Source organism: Shewanella sp. MF05960 (assembly GCF_050849305.1).
Taxonomy (GTDB): domain Bacteria; phylum Pseudomonadota; class Gammaproteobacteria; order Enterobacterales; family Shewanellaceae; genus Shewanella.
This window is the reverse complement of sequence record NZ_JBOZPS010000004.1, coordinates 55,716-80,966: the sequence shown is the minus strand read 5'-3', so window position 1 is coordinate 80,966 and position 25,251 is coordinate 55,716. Positions and strand designations below refer to the sequence as shown.

Here is a 25,251-nt window from a genome sequence, read left to right as displayed (position 1 = left end):
GTAGACTCTTAAAAAATTAAAATACTAAAAGCTGAGCTTAATGTGCTGCCGATTAAGATCAACTTTACTCGATAAGCTTTTGCAATTCATCGCGCATTGTCACACTAATTAGGCTTTCAAGGCTGGTATTACAGGGCAGTGTGAGGGTTGGCGCAATGTCTGCTAACGGTATTAACACAAAGCTGCGTTGTTTCATGCCGTAATGTGGCACAGTGAGTCGTGGCAATGATATTTGCTGTTGACCGTAAAGGAGTATGTCTAAATCTAGGGTACGAGGCCCCCAATGTTGCAGTCTTACTCGGCCCTGCTGTTGCTCAATGCCTTGCAAAGCATCAAGTAACTCAATGGGGGTTAATGCTGTTTCAAAGCCCGCTACGGCGTTAACGTAGTCAGGCTGTAACACTTCACCCATGGGTTTAGAGGCGTAATAACCAGACACACGCAATGAATCGCCAATGGCTAGTGCACCTAGTGCACTAACTGCATCGTCTAGTTGCAGTGTCGGATTAGCTAAGTTTGCCCCCAGAGCTACATACACTTGAATTGCCACTGTCATTACTCAGCTGTCGGATTAGCTTTAGCAGCAGGTTTACGGCGACGCTTGCGCTGCGGCGCATTTCGGTTACGACTGCTACCACTTTTACTGCCACTTTTGGCTATTTCGCTACGTTCAGTTTCATCTGCTTCAACAAAGCTTTTCCACCAATCAGCAATTTTAGCAATATTACCTGATTCAACTTCACCACGAAGCAGCAATAAATCGTAACCGGCTCTAAACTTAGGGTTCTCTAACATTTTAAATGCTCGAGTCCCTTGGCTACGCTCTAAACGAAGCTGCAGTTGCCAAATATCTTTGGCTGGGGTGCTAAATCGACGTGGAAGACTAATAGTACGACATTGTTGTTCCATCACATCGCCCATCGCAGCAACGTGAGCGTCGTAATGAGTTAGCCCACTTTCGATAGCGATATCATCGGCACGCTGTTTAAGCGGGTACCATAATATTGCCGCATAGAAAAATGCTGGGGTAACAGGCTTGTCTTGGCTAACGCGTAAGTCGGTGCTGTTCATCACAGCTTGCAACATTTTAGCGGCATGACCTTTAGGCGATTCGCTAATTAATGCGCTCACTTGCGGAAATAACGGCGCAAACAAACCAAAACTTTGCATCATGTGATAATTGGCTTCAGCTTTGCCTGCAAAGAATAGCTTTAACACTTCTTCATACATGCGGGCTGCTGGAATATCGCTTAACAAAGGGGCTAAGGCTTTTATTGGCGCGGCTGTAGTGGCATCGATTTGCATGTCTAACTTAGTGGCAAAACGAACGGCACGTAGCATACGCACAGGATCTTCACGGTAACGTGTATCTGGATCGCCAATTAACTTAATAGTGCGGTTATTAAGATCGTTAATACCGCCGCCATAGCTGCGAATAGAGTAGTCGCTGATATCATAATAAAGCGCATTGATGGTGAAATCGCGGCGCTCAGCGTCTTCGTCAATCTCGCCATATACGTTGTCACGTAACAAACGGCCTTCAGCATTTGATTTTGATATTTTATCGTCGGTTTCACCGTGGTGACCGCGAAATGTTGCCACTTCAATGACGTCACGACCAAACACAATATGTGCCAGTCTAAAACGACGGCCAACTAAACGACAATTGCGAAATAACTTCTTAATGTCTTCTGGAGTCGCATTGGTGACAACGTCAAAATCTTTGGGTTGTAAACCAAGTAAAATATCGCGTACGCCGCCGCCAACTAAGTAAGCTTTGTAGCCAGACTTATTCAGACGATAAAGCACTTTTAGTGCATTTTCACTAATTTGGCGACGTGAGATTGAATGACCATCTCTGGAGATGATATCCAGACGTAAGCCATCTTCTTGAATGGGCTCTTCAAGGACTGGAGCTACTTTGTTGTCTTCAAATAGCTGTTTACAGAATTGGCTAATACGGCGAAAAATAATACACCTCGTAATACTTGAATAAATTGATTAAAAATCTGGCGGGTATAATACATTAAATGTTGATAAATGAGTATATGTGCTAAGCGGCTAAAAGCCCTTAATCCACAACCACGACTGCATTTATGAACTCTGTATCTACTATGTTGCCAGGTTTGTTGCTGCTAATACGATTTCTTTGTGTTTTGGGATCCGATCTAAGCAAAATTGTGCCACCGCCTGTTGCAGCATCACTTCGACCGAATCGATATCGACACTCGCTTGACCCAAAAATGCTAATGCAGCATTAATGCTGGCTTGAGGACGTTGAGTGTCAATCGCCGGAGCATGGTTTTGCTTTGATAACTTAAAGCCTTTTTCGGCACAGGCTAATGGCAAATGCAGCCAGTTAGGTGTGCTTAGGCCTAGTTGCAAGAATAAACTGATTTGTCGGCAGCTCGCTTCGAGTAAATCACAGCCTCGAACAACCTCTGTAATGCCTTGATAAGCGTCATCTAACACTACGGCAAGTTGATAAGCATATAAACCGTCACTGCGTTTAATCATAAAGTCTTCGGCAGCAAAGTGACTATCGACGCTTACCTTGCCTTGAAGTAAGTCGGTAAAATTATCGACTTTTGCCTGATTGCGGATCCGAATAGCACCTTGAGATAACCTTGGTTGGCATTTTCCGCATCGGCCGTCGTATAACCCACCACTGGCTTGTATAATTTTGCGAGTACATTGGCAAAAATAGGCTTTATCGTGGCTAATTAACTGATCAATTTGTTGTTGATAGGCGTCATAACGTTGATGTTGATATAACGCAGTGCCATGCCAATGTAAGCCATAGGCATCAAGTGCGCGCAGGATGTCATCGCTGGCACCGGCAATTTCACGTGGGGGATCAATATCTTCAATGCGGACGAGCCATTGGCCTTGTTGGCTGTGGGCGCGAAGGTAACTGCCTAGGGCAGCAATAAGCGAACCAAAGTGTAAAGGTCCTGAAGGGGATGGCGCAAATCGGCCGATATATTGAGTAGTGCTCATAGCGGTGAATTTTTTAGTCGCTAAGTTACATAGACGACACCAACTTATCATGGCACGTGACTATGTTATTTATTTTTAGATTTTAGAAAACAAAAAGGCGAGATAATCTCGCCCTTATGAATAACGGGTTAACCCGCCATCTGTTTTTCTTTAATCTCTGCTAGCGTCTTACAGTCGATACATTGATCGGCTGTTGGACGAGCTTCAAGACGACGGATGCCGATTTCGACACCACAAGAATCACAGAAACCGAAATCATCTTCTTCAATTTTCTGTAATGTCTTTTCAATCTTCTTGATCAGTTTACGTTCTCTATCACGAGCACGTAATTCTAAGCTGAATTCTTCTTCTTGGGCTGCACGGTCTACAGGATCAGGAAAGTTAGCAGCTTCATCTTGCATGTGAGTTAACGTACGGTCGACTTCTTCACGCAATTGGTTACGCCATGCTTCGAGGATCCGTTTAAAGTGACCTCGTTGCTTGCTATTCATATACTCTTCACCAGCTGACTCCTGGTAAGGATCTACACCAGCAATAGCGAGTACGCCAAGTTTTTTAGTGCCTTCAGGCATAACGCATCTCCTGTAATCTCTTGCGTTTTAAGGGCGTCTTAAATTTACGGCCGCTGTGTCTTATTTTTACGGCCGCTATCTATACCAGAAACTCTATAGCTAGGCAAATTTTTTACGTAGTATTTCAGTGTTTTTTTATCTAAAGCATCACTTTACAGGGTTCGACTATTTGGCTTCCCTGTGGGGTAAGTGCTGTTTTATAGGCTAACACTTCAACACCCTTAACAACGGCTTGTTCAAGTAAGTCTGCGTATTGTGGGTCGATATGTCGCGCGGGTTTTACGGTCGATATGCCACTGTGCTGCACCACAAACAATAATACCGCTCGGTGGCCCATGGTGACCATTTGGATAAGTTCGCGTAGATGCTTTTGTCCCCGCGTTGTGACGGCATCTGGAAAGTAGCCCACTTGGTCTTCTAGCAAGGTACAACTTTTCACTTCAATATAGCACTCTGGGCGGTTTTGGCTAGTGAGCAAGATATCGATTCTGCTATTTTCATGACCATATTTTACTTCTCGCTTTAGGGTGTCATATCCTTGAAGCTCAGTAATAACCTGTTGGTTAATTGCTTCTTCAGCTAATGCATTGGCGCGGCCAGTATTGATGCCAATAAAATGTTGTTGATCTGTTTGCATAATCTCCCAAGTATGGGGATATTTTCGTTTAGGGTTATCTGAGGTTGAAAACCAAACAGGCTCTCCTGGAAACAAACAGTTTTTCATTGAACCAGTGTTAGGGCAATGAATAGTGATGACTTGTCCGTCGGGTAGGGCAACGTCGGCCAAAAAGCGTTTATAGCGTTTTAACAATACACCTGTTTCTAATTTTGGTTCAAATAGCATGTGTATAACTATGTCTTGGGTTGATTTACAACAATGTTAACAAATTTTAGCTTGGTTTATCGATTGTGTTTTGTCTACACTACTGCCATTAGCTCGTGTTTAGGCTAGGGTATTTGCGCCGCCTGGCGCACAACAAGGAATGACTATGGATATTATGACGGTAACGCTTACTAATGACGCACCAGCAGCGCATTGGGGCAAAGCAGATGTGACTTATCAAGGTGCGCAAACACTGATCCATTTATCTGGCAGCGATGAGCTGCGTCAGGTGCAAATGGCCGCGAGAAAAATACGTAATCAAGGCGTTAACGCTGTACAGCTTACTGGCGACTTATGGAATCTGCATTCTCAGTGGGCTTTTGCGCAAGGTTTTGCCACTGCTAAAGCGGGTTATCAAGTGCTTTGGTGTGGCAGTGATGCAGATCAAGCGACCTTAACTCAGCGCGCTGAAGCGGCTCAATTTGCGCGTAAGTTAATTAATGATACCCCAGAAGATTTATCACCAGTGGGATTAGCGACGCAAGCTGCAGCCTGGATAAAAAACATCGGTGGCGACAAGGTAAGCTTTACTATTGTTGAAGGCCAAGAGTTATTAGAAAAAAAATGGGTTGGTATTCATGCGGTAGGTCGCGGCAGTGAACGTCCACCGGCATTGCTAGAGCTTGATTTTAACCCGCTTGCAGCAGATGCTCCGGTATCGGTTGCATTAGTGGGCAAAGGGATTACTTTTGACTCAGGCGGCTATAGCCTTAAGTCATCAGAAGGCATGCTGGCAATGAAATGCGACATGGGCGGGGCGGCAACAGTGACCGCGGCATTAGGCTTAGCGATGAAAGCGGGCTTAAATAAGCGTGTAAAACTGTTTTTATGTTGCGCAGAAAACCTGGTAAGCGGCCGTGCATTTAAATTAGGTGATATTTTAACTTATAAAAATGGCACCACAGTTGAAATCGTTAATACCGATGCTGAAGGTCGTTTAGTGTTAGCCGATGGTTTACAGGCCGCTTCTGACACTGGCGCGCCATTGATTATTGACGCAGCAACCTTAACAGGTGCAGCAGTTATGGCTGTGGGTTCAAATTACAATGCGATTTTCTCGCCACAAACTGCCACGCTACAACTTGCTCAAAAACGTGCAGCTGCAGTATCTGAAAATGTATGGCCACTGCCATTAGATCCATGGCACAAAGATATGTGCCCATCGGCTTATGCAGACACGGCAAACAGTCGTCCTGTGAAAGGTGGCGGCGCGGGTGGCGCATCTAATGCAGCTGGTTTCTTATGGCGCTTTGTGTCACCGCAAGCTAATTGGTTACACGTTGACCTCGCTGGCGCATTTGAGTCTTCTGCTTCAGCATTATGGGCAGCAGGTGCGACTACTCATGGTGTACTCACAATTGCAGAGCTACTAAAAGACTAGCCTTCAAGCGATAACAAACTAAAAGACAACCGCAGATAATGACGTTCATTATCTGCGGTTTTTTATTACTACAGTTGTCAAGATTTAAGGATTGAATCGTCGGGCATGAATCGGATCATAAAATGTAAATGCGTTAACTGACGTTGTAATTTTGGTGTGCATCGCAATATGAGTAAATTCGTCATGTTAATATGGCAAATTAAGCTAACGTGTCGCGCATGTTGGTATTTACTTATGTACCAGTGGTTGCGTGTAGCGATAATACTTAAAGAGCTTGCGGTAATGCTAATGACTCTAACTATTGGTGATATATCATTTAGGTATAGCGCTTATTTGTTCAATAACGCTAGGCTAACTGGTCCGATCTACGAGACTTAAAAAAGCCGCTTGTCATGTGAAAATCAAGCTGGGGACGCGCTAAGTTACCGAGGAGGAAAGATGGCTCAAACCCATGCAGTAGCGCTGATATTTGATTTCTTTTGTGTCTTCTCTAAATCAAATTCAACAAGTCACTGCTGCAAATAGCGAGTATGCATTCACTAACCCTTAATTAGTAATGAGTTGAATCCCAAAGCCTAATAGATTATTAATACAGCATGATATAAACAAATATCGTTAATTGTGAGTGACTAAACTACACTTAGATTAGTGTTAATGACAAACTTAACGATAAAATAGCGCATATTTTTATCCCTAAGCAAATTGAATTGCAAACCTTGATTGAGTTGATGAATGGCAGATAGCACCCAACAACTATTGAAAAGTGTGTTCACAAATGGACCTATTGAAGGGAATAATACCTCGGTGTTAGATCTGCTCAATCGGGCGCTTCAGCTTGTCTGTAACAGACTCGATTGCAGTGCTGCATTCATACTAACTAGCCAATATGACAATGTGTTTGCCCCCGACAGTGACATCATCGACACCACAGAACTACAATGTGTTAGTCATTTTACCGCTTCACCCGAGGCACAATTATTATTTAATCAAGGCATCAATAGCCATCAAGTCCTGTGTGATTCTTTATTGGAAAATACCCAATCCATCCTTTACAACGCATCGCAAGACAATATCGCTCTGCTTGAAGATAAGCCGTATCTGTCGTCGTTATTACACACCTTTACATCACTTAATATCGACTGCAAACATTTTGCTCTCAGCCCTGTATTGCGGGTGGGTAATGTTAAAGTGATATTGGGTGCTCTGTGCGTCACTGAGCTTAAATCGGTAGCCGATGATCAACCCGATCCTTGCGCGTTTGTGGCTAAATTACTTGATGATACCGCCTATCAATTAGCGTCGGCACTAGAATTACGCCGTTTAGCGGTGGTGCTCGATAATAAAGATAAACAATATCAAGAGTTGTTCCAGTTATTGCCAATGGCCTGCGCCCTAATTGATTTACACAATAATGTCGTGCTGCAAAATGATATTTGGCAAAGTATTTTGCCTATAAGGCTGGGGGATAATCTATTTCATATCGTGCGCGATGAAGACCACCCGCTGCTTAACGATACCTTACACATAGTCCGCGAAGGCATTCTACGTCAGGCCTGGTGCGAAATTCCTTTACGTAACGGGGTCAAAAGTCACTGGTATAAATTCAGTTTTTGTCATGCGTTAAACCGCCAGCAACAATTATTACTGATGGTTGAAGACGTGACCGAGCGTTACCGTTTGGCTGATGAACTGTCTTTTCATTCAAATTATGATGTTTTAACGGGCTTACCCAATCGAGTGCAGTTTGAAAACATGCTCGAAGAACTGTTAAAAGATGAAGACCATGTGCCGGCCTGCATTGCATTTCTCGATCTCGATCAATTTCAGGTGGTTAACGATCTTAGCGGCCATCAAGCTGGCGACCAATTACTGCAACAAGTCGCTGTGCGCTTAAAGCAGTTACTGCGCAAAGGCGATATTGTGGCGCGTCTAGGCGGCGATGAATTTGGCTTGCTAATGCATTATTCAGACAAGTCTTCGGCGCAGCAGGTTGCCAAACGAATTTGCCAACAATTGTTTGACCATGAGTTTGTGTGGAAAGGCATTAAACACAATATCAGCGCCAGTATTGGTATTGCTCAAGTTGACTATGCTGACACCGATATCTATGGGGTCATGAGTAAAGCCGATGCAGCGTGTCAGTTAGCAAAAGAAGATGGCCGTAATCGTTGGCATTTTTATAATCCAGACGATCCGCAAATGCACATTATGTATAACCAAATGTTAGCGTCTGTCGACATTGCCGGTGCATTGGCGCTGAATCAATTTGAATTGTTTTACCAACTCATTGAACCCCTCGATAAACAAGAAAGCGGCATCCACATGGAAATCTTGCTGCGCATGGTTCAAAGTGATGGTACTTATGTGTCACCTGGGGTCTTTTTACCTGCCGCAGAACGTTATAATTTGGCGCCGCGAGTAGACCGCTGGGTGATAGATAATCTGTTAAAATGGGGTGGCGAAAACCTCAATATTTGGCAGCAACTGTCGATGGTGTCGGTTAACTTATCAGCCATGTCTTTAGCCGACCAAAAATTTATGAGTTGGCTTGAGATGCGCCTGATGGTTGAGCCTGAACTAGTTGATAAATTGTGTTTCGAAATTACTGAAACCGCCGCCGTTAGCCAGTTAGATCAAGCCACAGGACTCATCGATTTACTGAAACCTTTTGGCTGTAAATTGGCCCTAGATGATTTTGGTTCTGGTTTTTCCAGTTTTGCCTATTTAAAATGTCTTAATGTTGATTACGTAAAAATTGATGGTCAGTTTGTGGTGAATTTATGCAGCAATCGCAGCGACAAAGCCATTGTGTCAGCGATTTGCCAATTAGGTAAAGACATGAACTTTGAAGTGATCGCCGAGTTTGTTGAAAACACTGACATTGGGGAATATCTGAGAAATATCGGAGTCGATTATGCCCAAGGTTACGCCATTAATAAACCGACTCGTCTCGCCGAACTCGACAGTGGTCTTCGTACCCCTTGGTTAACAGATGCGACGAGTATTATCACTGAAGAAGAGAGAAAGGCATTAGAGATCTAGCGCTCGAAACCTATGTGTATGTGCGCGGTATTAGTATAAAATACTGCGTAAAATCACAGCCATAGTACATGCCGTTGACCATATCTGACACCGCTAAGCCTGACACATCATTAACCACCCAGCAGGCGGGTTCTGCCACATTGCCTATTCATGCTGTCTTAAATGATATTCGCAGCGCGCTCAATAACCACTCACAACTTATTCTAGAAGCGCCTACCGGTGCGGGTAAATCAACTGCATTGCCATTAGCCATGTTAGCGTGGCCCGAAATCAGTGGCAAAATACTCATGCTTGAACCAAGAAGAGTGGCTGCACGTAACGTGGCGCAATTTATTGCTAAGCAATTAGGACAACCGGTTGGGCAGGATGTGGGGTATCGGGTTCGTGGCGACACGAAAGTGAGTAAACATACCAGGCTCGAAATTGTCACCGAAGGCATTTTAACCCGCATGATCCAACACGACCCTGAGCTTACCGGGGTTGCTGTGATTATTTTTGATGAAATCCATGAGCGTCATTTACCCACAGATCTTGGCCTGGCCCTTGCGCTTGAAGTGCAGCAATCCCTACGAGATGACTTAACCATTATTGCCATGTCTGCCACCTTATCTGGCTTACCTTTGGCAGAATTAATGCCTACTGCACAGCAAATTAGCAGTGAAGGGCGTAGCTTTGAGGTACAACATCAATACCAACCTTGTCCGGCGCAGCAACCATGGTTAATGCATATGGCTAGGGTGATTAACGACACTGTGAATGATGCTAGCTTAGCTGAATATCAACTCGGCAGTGTGTTAGCATTTTTACCGGGTAAAGGGGAAATCAATAAACTGGCGCGCTTGCTTCGCGAACGTTTAGATCCCACATGGCTAATTTGCCCTTTGTATGGTGACTTAAGCCCAGTAGAGCAAGATCGCGCGATTGGGTTGACCGAACCTGGGAAACGCAAAATCGTTTTAGCCACTAACGTAGCAGAGTCGAGCCTCACCATCGAAGGCATCACGATGGTTATCGACAGTGGTTATCGCCGCGAAGCCAGCTTTAATCCTAAAACCGGTGTGACGCGTTTAGGGCTTAAGCGTATTAGCCAAGCATCTGCCGTGCAGCGAAGTGGTCGTGCAGGGCGTTTAGCGCCGGGTTATTGTGTGCGTTTATGGAGTCAAGAAGAGCATGGCCGCCTGCGTAAAGTCGATGAGCCCGAAATTAGCCAAAGCGAACTCACCTCAATGGCATTAGATTGTGCTAGTTGGGGAGCCAAGGCGCTCAACGAATTAGCATTACTGACCGCACCGCCAGTTATCCATGAGCAAGTGGCATGGCAGCTATTGCAACAGCTAGCGTTAACTGATCCCCAACGAAAATTAACACCATTGGGCCATGAGGCTTATGCGTTAGGCTGCCATCCTCGTTTGGCTCACATGTTACTTAAAGCCAAACACATTGCCAGTGAACAATCTCAGCCGCAGTTGTGTGTGTTGGCTTGTGTGCTAGCGGGTATTATTGAAGCGCGCGGCTTACCCAAAAAAGGCGCAGATATTTACCATTACCTTGTCGAAGCCCAACATGGGCAAATAAAACAACAAGTACGCCAATGGCAGCAATCTTTGGGCGTCTCAGGCCAAGTGCAAGACGCCATAAGCCAGGCTTCAACTCGAGACATCAGTTATTTGTTAGCGCTTGCTTACCCCGACCGTATTGCTAAAGCACGTGGTCATGATGGGTTTTTATTGAGTAACGGTACCGGCGTGGTCATCGCTGCTGACGACAGCCTGGCACACGAACCTTGGTTAGTGATTGCTGACTTTCAAGAGAATCAAGGTCGTAATGCCGGCCAGGTGTATTTAGCCGCTCGATTTGATGAGCGTTTATTTGATGATGAACTTAGCGAGTTAGTCACTCGCCAGGTGCAAGGCGGTTGGGATGAGGCAAAAGGGCGATTTTTTGCCGAAAAACACACTAAAGTCGGCCAGATTATCATTAAAACCGAAACCGGTATTGCACCAGAAAGAGCCCAAATTACCGCAGCACTGTTAGAACAAGTTCGTGCCAAAGGGTTAACAATCCTTAATCGCGAAGAGACCTTAATCCAGTTACAATACCGAGTCGAATTGGCGCGATATTATGCCCCACAACATGACTGGCCTTGCTTAACGGACGCGCATTTACTGGCCACCTTGTCTGATTGGCTAGGGCCGTACATTGAACAGGTTAATTCACTGACAGCGTTGGCTAAAATTGATGCCTATGGCTTAGTGAAAAACCGCTTAAGTTGGCAGCAGCAAACCTTGCTCGATCAGTTAGTGCCCACTCACTGGCCAATGGCAACAGGCACGCGGGCACCAATAAGGTATCAAATGCCACTCGATGCAGAAGGGCATTTTTATCATAATGATGAGCAGCAAGGCCGAGCATTATTAAGTGTGCGTTTACAAGAGGCGTTGGGTTTAGCGCAAAGTCCCAGCATTTTGCATGGCAAAATGACGGTGACTATGGAGTTATTGTCTCCAGCACAGCGTCCATTAGCCGTGACCGCAGACTTAGCCAGTTTTTGGCAAGGACCTTATGTTGACGTAAAAAAAGAAATGCGTGGCCGCTATCCTCGACATTTATGGCCAGACGACCCTGTGAACACTGTCGCCACCAAATTTACTAAAAAGAAAACGCCAGGTTTATAAGCCCGTTGCTTGTAAACTCATCGCTTATAAAATAAGACGCATCGGTTACCGTGCAAAATTAGATGAATAATTGATTTATGACAAAAAAAACAGCCAAGAAACCCCGCGCTAAAAAAGCCACCACATCATGGTGGCGTTCGCTCTGGTCGTTAACATGGAAACTCGCTATTGTCGGGTTAGCCGTAGTGACATTTTATGCGATCTATTTAGATCAAATTATTGCGCAAAAGTTTGAAGGGCAAAAGTGGCATCTACCTGCACAAATGTTCAGTCGCTCAATGGCGTTATACCCAGGTGCAGCGGTTAACCACCCGCAATTAATGGCCGAATTGAAGCTATTGGGTTATCGCAAAGTGGCAGATCCTCGTCAAGTTGGAGAATTCTCAGCATCTAGCACTCGCATTGAATTATGGCGTCGTCCGTTTTTACACCCTGAGGGCAATCAAGTCGAACAACGAGTGATGATAAGTTTCGACTCAAACGGCGTCAGCTCAGTTAAGCGCATGTCTGATAAACGCGAGTTAGCAGTATTTCATTTAGAGCCTGTGTTATTAGACCGCATTATTGCGGGCGACGGTGAAGACCGATTATTTGTACGTACGCCAGAAATGCCTGCCAGCATAGTCGATGCATTAATTTTAGTTGAAGACCGAAGTTTTTATGATCATTACGGGGTTAATCCGTTGGCGATTGCTCGTGCAGCGTTAGTCAATATTAGTGCAGGACGCACTGTTCAAGGTGGTTCTACCCTAACGCAACAGTTAGCCAAAAACTTCTTTTTAAGCAGTGAGCGCTCTATTGTTCGCAAAGTGCGTGAAGCATTAATGGCGCTGATTATTGATTTTAGGTACAGCAAAGATGAGATTTTAGAAGCGTACCTGAATGAAGTGTATATGGGCCAAGATAAGGCCCGCGGTGTACACGGAATGGGGCTTGCCTCGCAGTTTTATTTTGGTCGTCCTGTTGGTGAGTTAACTGTGTCGCAGCAAGCATTTTTGGTGGCTGTGATCAAAGGGCCGTCTTACTACAACCCTTGGCGTTATCCCGAGCGTGCTCAGGAGCGTCGTGATTTGGTACTGCGCCTATTAATGGAAAATGACAAATTGACTGTTGCGCAATATAAGGCTGCAGCGGAGTCACCGCTTGGCTTACGCAGTTCGCAAAAATCAGTGCATCAAAAACTACCGGCATTTTTTGCTGTGGTAAAACAAGAATTACGTGAGCGTTACGGTGATTCTCTGTTGCAGCAATCTGGGGTTAAAGTGTACACAACGCTTGATCCTATGGCGCAAGAGGCTGCCGAAAAAGCAGTGTCATCCACCTTGGCATCATTAGATAAGCGCGCTAAAAATATTCAAGTAGGTATGGTTGTCACCGACAAATATACCGGCGGGATAGCGGCGATGGTTGGCGACAAAGTCCCTAGTTATGAAGGTTTTAACCGCGCAGTTGAAATTCGCCGTCCTATAGGGTCGTTAATTAAACCTTTTGTCTATGCTAGTGCATTAAATCAAAGTGATAAGTTTTCGTTGGCCACGCCGATTGACGACAAACCCATTACTTTGAAAAATGAGCAAGGCAAAACTTGGTCGCCTAAAAACTTCGACAAAAAGTTTAGCGGCCAAGTGCCATTATTGACCGCAATTAAAGACTCAATGAACGTACCAACAGTGAATGTCGGGTTAGCAGTGGGTGTTGATAAGGTAGTGTCTACCTTGCAAAAGTCGGGATGGGAAGAGTCTGTATCACCATACCCTTCAGTGTTATTAGGTGCCGTGAATGGCTCACCATTAATGGTGGCACAGGTTTATCAAACCTTGGCTGACGAAGGTCGCTATCGTAAGTTAACGTCGATTACCGCGGTGTTAGACAGTCAAAACCAGGCATTAGAAGTTAGCCGGGCTCCAAGTTCGCAAGCCATTGCGCCAGCCACCGACTATTTAGTGCAATATGCAATGAATCATGTAGTGCGTTCTGGTACGGCTAAGCGTTTAGGTGCTGCATTCCCCGGGGTACGATTAGCCGGTAAAACGGGTACTAGTAATGACAGTCGTGATTCCTGGTTTGCCGGCTTTGACGAGCGAAACGTAGCGGCCATTTGGGTTGGTCAAGATGACAACAGCAAAACAGGCTTATATGGTAGTAGCGGCGCAATGGCGGTGTATCAGGCGTTCTTACAGCAACGTCCTCCGCTGAGTTTACGAATGATCCCAGTCAATGGGGTGATTAATGGCTACTTTGATCGTACCACCGGCATGGCTAAGCAAGGCAACTGTGACAATATCATTGGTTTGCCTGCATTAGAGGCCAGCTACCGCCCTGCAGAAAATTGCGGTGAACCATTATCTTGGTGGCAAAAGCTGGTGGGCGGTTAATTGTCGTCTTTATTAACTTACGTTTTAATTAGCTTACGTGTTAGTTAATTGATGTCTTATACCATTGCGCGTTAGTAAATGATCTCTCAGCGAGAATTTAAAAGGGCTTAAACAAGGCGAATGACTGAATGAATAGTGTTCTCTTTCGAAGTCATGCAACGCAGTGTAAGCCCTTTTAAAACTCGCCTGAAAGGAATGCCCCAGCGGCTTTTGCTTTGTGTTCTCGCTATTTGAAAGGGAACAACCATTACTACATAGCGACGCCTTAATCAAAAACCGCTGGATGCATTCTGAGTGGTCACTTATTAATGCGCAATGGTATTATTAGCCGAACATAATCAAAAGCCCAAGTTCATATGAATTTGGGCTTTTTTGTCTGTCATGAACAGATGGATTAAACGGTGTGCGATTACGCTATCATTAATGCTTATCGAGCTGCTGTCTGAGCTTGGTGATTTCTTCGAGCATTTGTTGTTGATTCTGTTCCATCTGCAATTGATTTTGTTGCATCTGTTCTAGTGCGGCTTCGAGTTTACTGTTGATCTGTTCTTTATGCGCTTCCTTTGCATCTTGCTCTTCTTGGCGCTCGGTTTCATCAGGGGCGACAAACACCGATGCCATATAACCTGAAATTACCCCGAAAAAGCTCACACCACTGACAATCACTAATCCACCAATCACATGGCCTATGGTACTCACCGGATAAAAGTCGCCATAGCCGACCGTGGATATGGTCACTAATGCCCACCAAATGGCTTGTTCTGCAGTTTGAATATTGGCATTAGACTCGGCGCTTTCTACTAATAATATCAATACCGAAGCGGTAGCTAGAATTAATACCATCGCCACAAGTAAGCTGGCTAACGTCGCTTGTTTGCGTTGACGAAGCAGGGGGATCAATAACGACCGACTCATGCGGATTAAGCGGATGACACGCAGAATTTGAAATATTCGCGCAAAACGCAGCGCTTCAATGGCCGGAATACTGGCGACAAAATCAATCCAGTGATGGCGTATATAGTAGATTTTATTACGTGCCTTGTATAAGCCATGAAAAAACTTACTCAAGAAAATCATACAAATACTACTGTCTATATACAGCAACACTTTATTGGTTTCGGCATCTAAACGGCCAAAAGTAATGGTCAATACAATGACCACAGACACCAATGACAGCACCATCATGGCTAGCTCAAATGGACTGGGACCATCGACGTTTTTCAGTGCCCAACGTTTAGATTCAAACATGAATGCCTGCTTTGATTCATTGTTATTAACTTATAAACGTTATCATAACAAAAAACGCACAAGACGTGAGCCTAGTGCGTTGTTTTTAAGCGACATAACCTATAACGGATATTACGTTGATGACTTTTTATCAACAAAGTGAACTAAATCATCGAGTACACGCTTTTTGATCTCTAATTGAGAGTCGCTGTCTAAACCGTACTTTTGCGCTAATAACACGTAGTCTTCACCGCTTAATGATACGGTTAAACGTGGACGTTTTGGACGCTTAGAAACCGATAATCCGAGGATAGTGCGTATTTGATCCGACGGACTTACGCCTTTATCTAAAGCGGCTTTGCGGATGGAGTATTGAAACTTTTCATCCAGATCAAAAGCCACTTGAGTGGCCTTTGCTGCTTGTTGGTTTTTAAGCCATTTATCGGGTAACGGTTTACCTGAGCTCATAAGAACGTCATCTCCTACTTGTATCAGCTTGCCGGCCAGTATTCTCTAATGTCGGACAATGGGCGATATAAGGTCAACATCACTTCAGTGTCGCCGCCTTCATACACTTCAATATCAACGGCATGAGTGTCTTGATTGTTCACTAGGCTATAGCTTTCAAAACCTTCGCCTTTTGCGCCATTGTCATCTTGAGGTGGTGTTAAGCCACGGTAGTCTTGACGATGAAAATAACCAAATCCAGCAAACTCAACCTGATGATACTCTTCACTCAACCATTGACCAAACTCGGTTTCAAGTTCTGCTGACAGTGATTGGGTTGTAAGGAGCGCTTTACCGGGTTCTTCAAATATTTCAGCAAAAGCATCAAGGTCAAACATTTGTTCAACATCGGCACGATTGATTTTGATTGAAATACTGAGGTAAGACTCGTCTTCTTGAATATAAGACAAAAAGATTGCAGTGCCGCTATGGCCACGCAATAAGAATTCACAAAGCTGCGAGCGCTGATATTCATAAGTATGAATGGCTTCAACCTTTAGCTGTTGCCCGCGCAATTGTGCGGGCAAAGCAAAACTGTCATCAAGGGTTAACATATCACCCTTGAGTAGTTTGTTTGGGTGGTCAAGCTGGCGCTTCGGGGCTTCTTTTTTGCCAAAAAGGCCGCTAAGAAATCCCATACCAATTAACCCTTACGCGCTTTAATACGATCTAACACAGCGTTGGCATTTGACTTCTGCTCGCCAATACCGGCTTCTGCTAACTTCTTGTGCAGAGACTTGTCGCTGTTTTCTTCAGCTAGGGTTTCAGACGCTTTTAAGCGGTCATCAAACTGTTGCTGGCGCGCTTTAATACGCTCTAACGAGTCTTTAGCATTAAGCAGTTTTGAATTGCTAGACGCAAATGAGTCAGTAATGGTTGCTGTCGCTTTTTGTACGCTTTCAGTGGTTTTAACCATGGTTAATTGACGTTGATAATCAGACAATTGACGTTCGGTCTTTTTCACTAAATCTTTTAAACGTACAGCGTGTGAACTAAAGCTGTCGTTAGCGGTTTGCTGTTCGGACAATTCCTCGTCTAGTTGAGCAATTTTTTCAGCAATTTCGATTGCTAACGCTTCATTGCCTTTATCTAGCGCCTGGGTCACATAGCCTTCATGCTCTGCAACACTGCGTTTTAGACGATCAATTTCACGACTGGCTTGCATTTCTTTGGCCATGACGTCAGTTAGCTCACGTTTAGCTTTGGTTAAATGCTTTTCTGCATCACGAATTTCTTGTTCAAAAATACGTGTTGAGTTTGCGTCTACGATACTCTGGCCAACTTCTGTTGCACCACCACGAAACGCTGTAAGAATCTTGTTTAGAATGCCCATAATGTGGCTCCTTAGTTTAAAAATTCGACGAGTTCGTCGATAACTTCCAGACAGTTGTCTGACAGTACTGCTAATTCTTGTTCAATTTCAATCATGCTTGATTGCACTGACAATGCACCGTAAACCACGTACTTATCATCAATTTTTGCAAATGAAGATAATGGCATTGGAATGTTGAGCTCTAACATGGTCTCAAACATTTCAGCGCGGCGGGCCTGGTTTACTTCGTTTTCGCCCCATAAATAACTGATACACAATATTTGGTTGTCAGTTACTGATACAAACACCGGAATTTCTTCACGGCCAACAACATTAACTTGTAACACTTCAACATCACCATCAATCGGATAGCAGTCAAACTGAAAGCCGGTTTGGCTTTGGTCGCATAGTCCGTTTAGGTGACTCGCAATAGTATGGATGTTCATATTCGTCCTTAATTGACATATTATGTCTGTGAGTAAAGATAGCATCTAGACATAATATGTCAAGTGCTATCTGGTCCAATTAAAAAAGATTTATTAGTTCGTTTTCTGACCAAGCCGCTAAGTGATAGTTATACAGCTGGAGTGAGCCTATTTCGTTCACTTTGATTTTGTCTATATCATCATAAAAATGCTTTGGGAATTCAAACGCACCATGAATAAGTCCTGGCGTTAACCAGTCCTCAGGTACCGGGATTTGCTGTAAAACCGTTAATCGCTGCTGAGCATCTTTGCCTGTTTTAGTGGCAATACTCCAACCCCATTCGCCAAAACTGGGCACGTTATGATGATATTGTTTAACGTTAAACCCTGCTGCGCTGAGCGTTTTACCCACTGAAATAAAAGCATTAGGCGCATGATAAGGCGAGGTTGATTGCACTGTAATCACACCATCTGCATTGAGTAATTCATTCAGCTTTCTGTAAAATAAGTCAGAATAGAGTTTGTTTAAATCAGGATGGCTCGGGTCTGGCAAATCAACAATGATGGCATCAAACATTTGGCCATTACGGATCAATTTATCGACGCCGTTAAAAGCGTCATCAACCATCAAGGTTAAACGAGGATCATTTAAGGCATCACCATTTAATGTCAGTAACGCATCACTTAAATGTTGCGGCATATCTGCAGGAGGCGATTGAAATAATGTTAATAGATCTTGGTCTAAATCCATCAGAGTAACGGCTTTAGGTTGCCATTTAAGCACTTGTTTAAGCCCAAGGCCGTCACCACCGCCAATAATTAATACATTGTCATGACGGGCACTGGCCGCCAGGGTTGGGTGCACTAAAAAGCTGTGATAAATATGCTCGTCGCTGCTAGAAAATTGCAGACGCCCATTAATGTATAAATTATAAACGGGAGGCAATCCGCCACCGCGCAAACGTTCTGTAAAGTTGAGCTGCTGGAACCGCGTGGCTTTGGCGTACACCACATGGTCTTTATACAGCAGGTTATTAAAGTGCTGTTCCCACGTTGGGCCTTTAATGGCCAATAAACCAATCACAACACTGGCTATAATATGGCCTACAAGCAGGAGTTTCACGTGACGGATCTGTGCCCAAAAACGCCATATAAACGCAAGACCTGCCAGTAAGTTCACACTGGCCGTCAATGCCGCAGCCAGTTGAATATCAATCGCCAGCATAAACCCAACCCAAATAGCCGCACCAATACCTGCACCAATGTAATCGGCACCATATATGGTGCCGGCGTTATGCAGTAAGTGTGCTTCAGATAAGGATTGCCGTACTCGCGCAATTAATGGGATTTCCATACCAATCATTAACCCGAGTAATACGCCCCAAACGTAAGGTAAGTATTCGCTTAAGGTTTGTAAGCTGGCAATAAAGCCGCCATTAGGTAAATGATCAGGTGGTAAGCCAAGGGTATTGGCAATGGTGAGAGGTAATTGCTGACCAAAGCCGATAACAGCAGCCGTAATGATAATGGCAAAAGAGCCGCACATTGCCACCGTTAATTCGAGCATGGCAAAACCGGTAAAAGCACATTTGATTTTGCGGGCAGCGAATGCACCAAAACCCATCGACACAATCATTAAGCCAATCATGGTGTAAATGGCTGCTTCTAGCGCACCTAAGATGCGCCCTGCATAGTGTGATAATAGATATTCGTAAATAAGGCCGCATCCCGCTAGTGCAGCCATAATGCCCAGTAAAAGGGCATCATCAAACCACGACACATTGCGAGATACTGGGGGGCTTTGCTCTTCGCCCCCTTGTGGTAATGCGTCGGGGCTAGATTCAAGCAAAGGGGTTGTCATAAATTACGCCATCAACGCCGTTAAAATAAGCGCAACAGCAATACTGATTGCCATTTCTACTGCGGCAATACCAATGTTGTGCTGCTTTTCAACTTCTTCAGCCAGGTTGATCCCCGCTAAAACCAGCTTTTTCACTAAGGCAATGAGTAAAGACAGTGCGACAAGCATAATTAACGAGAATACAAACCAACCGATAATGTTGGTTACGTAAGCCGTTGGCTGATAAATAATAAAATGACTGGCGGCATTAAAGCTTAATGCCATGGCAATCATGTACCCACTGTGACGCAGTGCTAAGGCTGTTTGCCCTTGTACTAATGCTTGTTGCATCGATGCGTTTTGATTACGTTTAGCATAACGACGCTCACGTAAACGGGTTAACAATACCAATATGAGTTGTGAGATTAAAAACGCACTGAAAATAGCGATGAAGGTATCGAGGGTGATGTCTTCTGCCCACATCAGCACAGCGCGAATAATAATCGCAGTTGCAATGGCTGCTGCGGCATCAACGATAGCAACAGAAACGTTACCTTTTAAAATCTCTGCATTTTTAGCAAATTCGTTTAACGCGATTTTGTCATGTAAAAAGCGACCTAGTTTAATCAGCACTAGACCAAACAAACCATAAGCCGACATGCCAATGGCTTCGGTTAGGTATGATGGTGCGGCTTCGCCGGTAATGGCTCCCGTGAGGACAATGCCTAATGCGGCAACAGCACCGGCGGTGCTAATACCAAAAGCAAAATTATCACGCTCAGCCAATTCGGCGCTGCTGTTCACTTTGATGCTCCAACCCTGTAAGTAACGCATCAATGCCAGTAACACAATGGCGATACTTAAGTCGATTGCTAAGATGATCGCCAGTGGTTGAGTTAAGCCATATTCTTGAAAAAATGTCATGGGGAGTCCTTACCTATTTACCACGGCTAACACCGCGACTTGTGCGGCTGCTTGAGTTACGAAAACTGCTGTCTTTAGAATAATTCGAACGAAATTTGCTGCTAGAGCTTGCTGTTCGAGTCGTGCTACTGGGTTTTGGTGCGCTAGCGCTCTGGCGCGACAAGGTTGTTGAGCCTGTGCGAGTTTTAGCATAAGGGCTATCAAAACGCTTACCTTGGCTGTCAAAACGCTTCTTCGTTTGTTCAAACGTTTTAGCTTGTGAGGTGGCTTGTTTTGGCGATGTGTAGCGATAACGGCCAACATCGTTGTAATAGCTGTAACCGCGACGATTTGACCAGCTGTCATAACCAATAGGGCGCGAAAAGTTTGAGAACATCGCATACATGCCGTACCAAGCCCAAATAGACATACCACTTGAGTTGTTTTGCCAGCTGCCATAAGCCGGGTTGCCAACAAGTTGGCTACCCGCACCGCTACCATCAGTGCCATTGGCCAGTGCTTCAGCTTCACGGCTAATAGCATTGACTCGGGCTAATTGGCCTTTAGACATATCGGCAACCACGTTAACCGGATCAGATAACATGTCGTTATATAAGCTCGTGTCGGCGGCTTGATAAATATTTTGCGCCTCGGCCAACTGCTGATCTAGGTCGACAAAGTTTGCACTATTACTCAGATCTTTATAACGACGCGTTAGCGACTGGAACATAGGTCCGTCTGTGCCTGCATCTTTGGCAAGCTCATCAAGCAAAGGGGTGAGATCAGGCTGACGTTTGGCTAAAATACTGGTGTATTGCTTCAGTAGATTGGCGTTGCGTAATTGATCGTCTTTAAGCGATGTAGCAAGTAACTCAAGACGCTGTTGCGTTAACTGCTGGTACTTAGCAATTTGCTCCGGTCTGTCGTCGCCGCAGGCGCTTAGGGCCAGTGCAACAATCATCACGGTTATCAATGTGAGTACACGGGGGAGGTGACCTACCATGTTTTCTCCAAAATGTAGATTTTTCATGTGCTAATTCAATATGACACAGGTTATAGTAATCTTGATGTCAATGATATTAATCTGCATCAATAGACTGATCATTAGATATAGCATTCACGACATAATATGTCCAACATTCATTTTCTTTAGGGATATTAATTGCCATGCAAAACCAAAGTAACAAGGTGTTATCTGCAGCGCTAGTGGAAACAGCAGATCGTTACTGGTTAAGACTTTGCGAAGTTTGGCCCGGCGCTAAAACAGCATTGACTGCCGAGCAACAACAGGAATTAAAGTTAGTGTTTGGCCTAAGTGATTTTATTGCTGAGCAATTATGTCGTCACCCTGAATGGATCCCCAAGCTATTTGATGGACTATTAGAAGACGTTATACGCAGTCAGTTTGATGTCGAAATACATGCACTTTTAGAAGACATTACTCAAGAAGAACAAGCAAAATCTGTTTTACGACGTTATCGTAATCTGCAAATGGTACGGTTAGCGTGGCGCGACTTTGTAAACTACGCCGCAGTTGAAGCATCGTTACTTGATTTGTCTTCTCTCGCTGAAGCCTTGGTTATTGCGGGCCGCGATTGGGTCTATCAAGACATGTGTAAACAATTTGGCACCCCAACAAGCGCTGAGGGTAAGCCGCAGCCGTTACTGATATTGGGTATGGGCAAGTTGGGGGGGCGTGAGCTTAATTTTTCATCCGACATCGATTTAATCTTTACCTTTTCTGAACATGGCGAGACGGTCGGCGGACGTCGTACTCAAGCTAATCAACAGTTTTTTATCAAAATGGGTCAGCGACTCGTTAACATACTTGACCAAGTCACCGTTGACGGTTTTGTATTTCGTGTCGACATGCGCCTGCGTCCTTATGGCGAAAGCGGACCGTTAGTCGTCAGTTTTAGTGGTTTAGAAGATTATTACCAAGAGCAAGGGCGCGATTGGGAACGCTACGCCATGGTGAAGGCTCGTGTACTGGGGCCTTGGAGTGGTTATTGCGACGAACTGCACGATCTATTGCGCCCGTTTGTTTATCGACGTTATATCGATTTCTCTGCCATTGAATCATTACGTAAAATGAAGCAACTGATTGCCCAAGAAGTCAGACGCAGGCAATTAACCGACAACATTAAGCTGGGCGCTGGCGGGATCCGTGAAGTCGAGTTCGTGGTGCAAAGCTTTCAGTTAATCCGTGGCGGCCGCGAACCCGCGTTACGCCAACAAAGTTTATTCGGTGCCATCGATACCTTATATAGCCTCGGGCAATTAGAGTATCTCGCAGTCGATGAGCTTAAACACAGTTATATTTTACTGCGCCGAGTGGAAAATTTATTACAAGCCATCGACGACAAGCAAACGCAAACGTTACCCAATAATGATCTTGATTGGCAACGATTGTGCGTACCGCTCGATCTTGCCGATGAAGCGCAATTACGGCAACAAATTGCAGATGCGATGTCTACCATTCACGGCCATTTTAATGCCACTGTGGGTGGCAGTGATAATCAAGATTACAACGATCACTGGTCATCTTTGTTTTGGAATATTCAACAAGATGATGATGCCGCAACGTTACTGCAAGAGCAGCAAATCGAAGATGAAGCGCTTTGGCCAATGTTAAGTGATTGGCGTCAAACCGTGTCTAAACGCTCAATTGGCCCTCGTGGCCGTGAAACCTTAGACAAACTCATGCCAAAACTGCTTGAAGAGTTATTTAATCAATCGACTCCCAGCTTGGCATTTAAGCCGGTATCTAACGTACTGGATAAAATTTTAACCCGCACCACCTACCTTGAATTATTATGTGAAAACCCAGGAGCAAGGCAGCAATTAGTGAGCTTATGTTGTGCCAGTCCGTGGATTGCGCGAGAGCTGGCTAACTTCCCCATGCTGCTTGATGAGCTCATTGACCCATCGCAGCTATACGATATTACCTCCATTGATGATTATCCAAGTGAGTTACGCCAATATTTACTGCGCGTGCCAGAAGATGACATGGAACAGCAAATGGAAGCACTGCGACAGTTTAAGCTGTCACAGCAATTAAAAATTGCCGCCGCCGATGTCACAGGTGTATTGCCTGTGATGCAAGTGAGCGATCATTTAACCTTTTTGGCAGAAGCGATTATTGAACAGGTCGTGCTACAAGCCTGGCACCAGGTTGCAGCTCGACATGGTGTGCCAGAAGGCACAAGCCCAAGTAACATGGGCTTTGCGGTAATAGGTTACGGTAAGTTAGGTGGTATTGAGCTGGGTTACGGCTCAGATTTAGATTTGGTGTTTTTGCATGGTCATAGCGGTGCGGGTAGCACCAATGGTGAACGACCAATCGATAATAGTCATTTTTATTTAAAACTGGCTCAGCGTATCGTGCATTTATTTGCCACTCGTACTACCTCGGGTGAGTTATACGAGGTCGATATGCGCTTGCGTCCATCGGGCGCATCGGGGTTGTTAGTGAGCGAAATAGAGCAGTTTGGCCAATATCAATTAACCGAAGCTTGGACATGGGAACATCAAGCATTGGTTAGGGCACGTTTTGTATTTGGAGACAATGTATTAGCAGCGCGATTTAGTGAAGTCCGCGGACAAATATTACAACTTGAACGGGATCAAACTGAGCTTGCAAAGGCGGTACGCGATATGCGCACTAAAATGCGCGATCATTTATTGCACGCTGAACCAGGGCTGTTTGATCTTAAACAAAGTGCGGGTGGCATTGCTGACATCGAGTTTATTGCCCAATACTTAGTCCTTGCTTACGCACACCAACATCAAGAATTGACCATTTGGTCTGACAATGTGCGGATTTTTGAGGTGCTAGCGGACTTAGAGTTAATTCCGGTCATGCACGCGCAGCACCTAACGCAAACATATTGTTGGCTACGTGATGAAAACCATGAACTGACGTTACAACAATTACCCGGTAAGTTACCTCATCATGCAGTGGAACAAAAAACCGACGCTGTCATTGAAATTTATAATGAAATATTATCTGTCTAAACAGGTTTTAGCTTGAAATAGCAGCATTTTACTGCTTTGATTAGAGCATCTGTTTTAGTCAAAGGCGGTATTAATGCTGTTAGCTCCGATACCTGAAAATGAGCACTCGCGACTCGAAACCCTCAGAGGGTTGCGCATACTCGACACCATGTCTGAAGAACGTTTCGATCGTATTACCCGACTCGCACGACGCCTATTTTCGGTATCGATTAGTGTAGTAAATTTGATCGACAGCGATCGACAATGGTTTAAATCGGTGCAAGGCATAGATGTATGCGAAACGAGCCGAGATATTTCATTTTGTGGCCATGCCATTAATCAACCTAAAATCATGATTGTGCCAGATGCCTTAAATGATCCCCGTTTTGCTGACAATCCGCTGGTGCTTGCCGCGCCTAATATTCGTTTTTATGCCGGTTTTCCGTTAACCATGCCAAATGGTATGCGGGTGGGAACATTGTGTATTATTGACGATAAACCCAAGGAATTTAGCCTGGAAGATGAGCAGGCTTTAGAAGATTTAGGCCGATTAGTTGAAGGTGAATTGTTATCGATTCAGCAAAATACATTGGATGCACTCACTGCGATTTCTAATCGACGTGGATTTGAATTATTAGCAGAGAAAACCCTCGCCAATACTGACCGACTGGGCTTAAACACAAATCTCATCTTTTTTGATCTCGATTATTTCAAAGAAATTAACGATAAATTTGGTCATGAAGAAGGTGATATTGCTCTTAAGTGTTTTGCTGAGTTGTTGATTAACTGCTTTAGAGAGTCGGATGTTATAGCACGCTTTGCCGGCGATGAGTTTGTGGTCTTACTTAGCCAGAGCCAGAGTGAGCAGATCTCTGTCGACTCATTGTTACAACGCTTTAGTGATTTAGTGAAGCAACACAACCAACAAAATGGTAAATCTTATGCATTAGCTTACAGCCAAGGTGTGGTGAGCCGTCATGCTAAACAAGATATGGATTTATGTGAATACCTCGCACTTGCCGATCAAGCCATGTTTATCGAAAAAGCGAAGCATCATAAAAGCGATTAAGTGGATAAAATAAACAGGCCCACTGACAATATTTGTGAGTGGGC

At 44.5% G+C, this 25,251-nt stretch carries 19 protein-coding genes; 6 read left to right on the top strand and 13 right to left on the bottom strand.

Translation table 11 applies throughout. The features are described from left to right. Positions 1-64 precede the first annotated feature (64 nt). The 5 genes from folK to sfsA all read right to left on the bottom strand — a co-directional run bounded on the left by folK (position 65) and on the right by sfsA (position 4,416). A complete protein-coding gene (gene folK / locus ACROAE_RS05165; protein WP_432399926.1) occupies positions 65-556 on the bottom strand; it encodes a 2-amino-4-hydroxy-6-hydroxymethyldihydropteridine diphosphokinase in 492 nt (163 codons plus the stop codon). Continuing rightward, complete coding sequence (locus ACROAE_RS05160) at positions 556-1,866, bottom strand: polynucleotide adenylyltransferase PcnB (RefSeq protein WP_432400134.1); 1,311 nt, start codon at positions 1,864-1,866, stop codon at positions 556-558. Before ACROAE_RS05160 ends, folK begins: the two co-directional genes overlap by 1 nt. A 246-nt stretch (positions 1,867-2,112) precedes the next feature. Next, a complete protein-coding gene (gluQRS, locus tag ACROAE_RS05155) occupies positions 2,113-3,000 on the bottom strand; it encodes a tRNA glutamyl-Q(34) synthetase GluQRS (protein WP_432399925.1) in 888 nt (295 codons plus the stop codon). 128 nt (positions 3,001-3,128) lie between these two features. Continuing rightward, positions 3,129-3,572: an RNA polymerase-binding protein DksA gene (gene dksA, locus ACROAE_RS05150; RefSeq protein WP_188737863.1), complete on the bottom strand. Its 444-nt coding sequence runs from the start codon at positions 3,570-3,572 to the stop codon at positions 3,129-3,131. 139 nt (positions 3,573-3,711) lie between these two features. Next, on the bottom strand, positions 3,712-4,416 hold the full coding sequence (gene sfsA / locus ACROAE_RS05145) for a DNA/RNA nuclease SfsA (RefSeq protein ID WP_432399924.1): 705 nt from the start codon (positions 4,414-4,416) through the stop codon (positions 3,712-3,714). Between the two features lie 145 nt (positions 4,417-4,561). On the opposite strand from sfsA, the gene pepB reads away from it, so the two are divergent. From pepB to mrcB, 4 genes are all read left to right on the top strand, one after another. Next, entirely contained in the window at positions 4,562-5,836 is a 1,275-nt protein-coding gene (gene pepB / locus ACROAE_RS05140; RefSeq protein WP_432399923.1) for an aminopeptidase PepB, read from the top strand. A gap of 732 nt (positions 5,837-6,568) precedes the next feature. Continuing rightward, on the top strand, positions 6,569-8,878 hold the full coding sequence (locus ACROAE_RS05135) for a putative bifunctional diguanylate cyclase/phosphodiesterase (protein WP_432399922.1): 2,310 nt from the start codon (positions 6,569-6,571) through the stop codon (positions 8,876-8,878). 68 nt (positions 8,879-8,946) lie between these two features. Beyond that, on the top strand, positions 8,947-11,553 hold the full coding sequence (gene hrpB / locus ACROAE_RS05130; protein WP_432399921.1) for an ATP-dependent helicase HrpB: 2,607 nt from the start codon (positions 8,947-8,949) through the stop codon (positions 11,551-11,553). Between the two features lie 77 nt (positions 11,554-11,630). Continuing rightward, positions 11,631-13,928, top strand: a complete 2,298-nt coding sequence (gene mrcB / locus ACROAE_RS05125; protein ID WP_432399920.1) for a penicillin-binding protein 1B — start codon at positions 11,631-11,633, stop codon at positions 13,926-13,928. Positions 13,929-14,348: 420 nt separating this feature from the next. Here the strand turns inward: mrcB and ACROAE_RS05120 are convergent, their stop codons facing one another. The 8 genes from ACROAE_RS05120 to ACROAE_RS05085 form a co-directional block, all read right to left on the bottom strand. Beyond that, the gene (locus ACROAE_RS05120; protein ID WP_432399919.1) at positions 14,349-15,176 is read right to left on the bottom strand and encodes a potassium channel family protein; all 828 of its coding nucleotides are present in this window, start codon (positions 15,174-15,176) and stop codon (positions 14,349-14,351) included. Between the two features lie 111 nt (positions 15,177-15,287). Further along, on the bottom strand, positions 15,288-15,623 hold the full coding sequence (locus tag ACROAE_RS05115; protein ID WP_160052593.1) for a hypothetical protein: 336 nt from the start codon (positions 15,621-15,623) through the stop codon (positions 15,288-15,290). A 23-nt stretch (positions 15,624-15,646) separates the two neighbouring features. Then, positions 15,647-16,300, bottom strand: coding sequence for a hypothetical protein (locus ACROAE_RS05110; RefSeq protein WP_432399918.1), 654 nt, complete (start codon positions 16,298-16,300; stop codon positions 15,647-15,649). A gap of 5 nt (positions 16,301-16,305) precedes the next feature. Next, positions 16,306-16,995: a PspA/IM30 family protein gene (locus tag ACROAE_RS05105; protein WP_160052591.1), complete on the bottom strand. Its 690-nt coding sequence runs from the start codon at positions 16,993-16,995 to the stop codon at positions 16,306-16,308. 11 nt (positions 16,996-17,006) lie between these two features. After that, positions 17,007-17,420 carry a YjfI family protein gene (locus tag ACROAE_RS05100; protein ID WP_160052590.1) on the bottom strand — a complete coding sequence of 138 codons (414 nt, stop codon included), beginning with the start codon at positions 17,418-17,420 and terminating at the stop codon, positions 17,007-17,009. A 79-nt stretch (positions 17,421-17,499) separates the two neighbouring features. Beyond that, positions 17,500-19,260, bottom strand: a complete 1,761-nt coding sequence (locus ACROAE_RS05095) for a polyamine aminopropyltransferase (RefSeq protein ID WP_432399916.1) — start codon at positions 19,258-19,260, stop codon at positions 17,500-17,502. Positions 19,261-19,263: 3 nt separating this feature from the next. After that, positions 19,264-20,163 (bottom strand): DUF350 domain-containing protein, encoded by a 900-nt coding sequence (locus ACROAE_RS05090; protein ID WP_432399915.1) that lies wholly within the window; start codon positions 20,161-20,163, stop codon positions 19,264-19,266. 13 nt (positions 20,164-20,176) lie between these two features. Continuing rightward, positions 20,177-21,145 carry a hypothetical protein gene (locus tag ACROAE_RS05085; protein WP_432399914.1) on the bottom strand — a complete coding sequence of 323 codons (969 nt, stop codon included), beginning with the start codon at positions 21,143-21,145 and terminating at the stop codon, positions 20,177-20,179. A 158-nt stretch (positions 21,146-21,303) separates the two neighbouring features. On the opposite strand from ACROAE_RS05085, the gene glnE reads away from it, so the two are divergent. Continuing rightward, on the top strand, positions 21,304-24,159 hold the full coding sequence (gene glnE / locus ACROAE_RS05080; RefSeq protein WP_432400133.1) for a bifunctional [glutamate--ammonia ligase]-adenylyl-L-tyrosine phosphorylase/[glutamate--ammonia-ligase] adenylyltransferase: 2,856 nt from the start codon (positions 21,304-21,306) through the stop codon (positions 24,157-24,159). Positions 24,160-24,232: 73 nt separating this feature from the next. Further along, positions 24,233-25,207 (top strand): sensor domain-containing diguanylate cyclase, encoded by a 975-nt coding sequence (locus ACROAE_RS05075; protein ID WP_432399913.1) that lies wholly within the window; start codon positions 24,233-24,235, stop codon positions 25,205-25,207. Positions 25,208-25,251 lie beyond the last annotated feature (44 nt).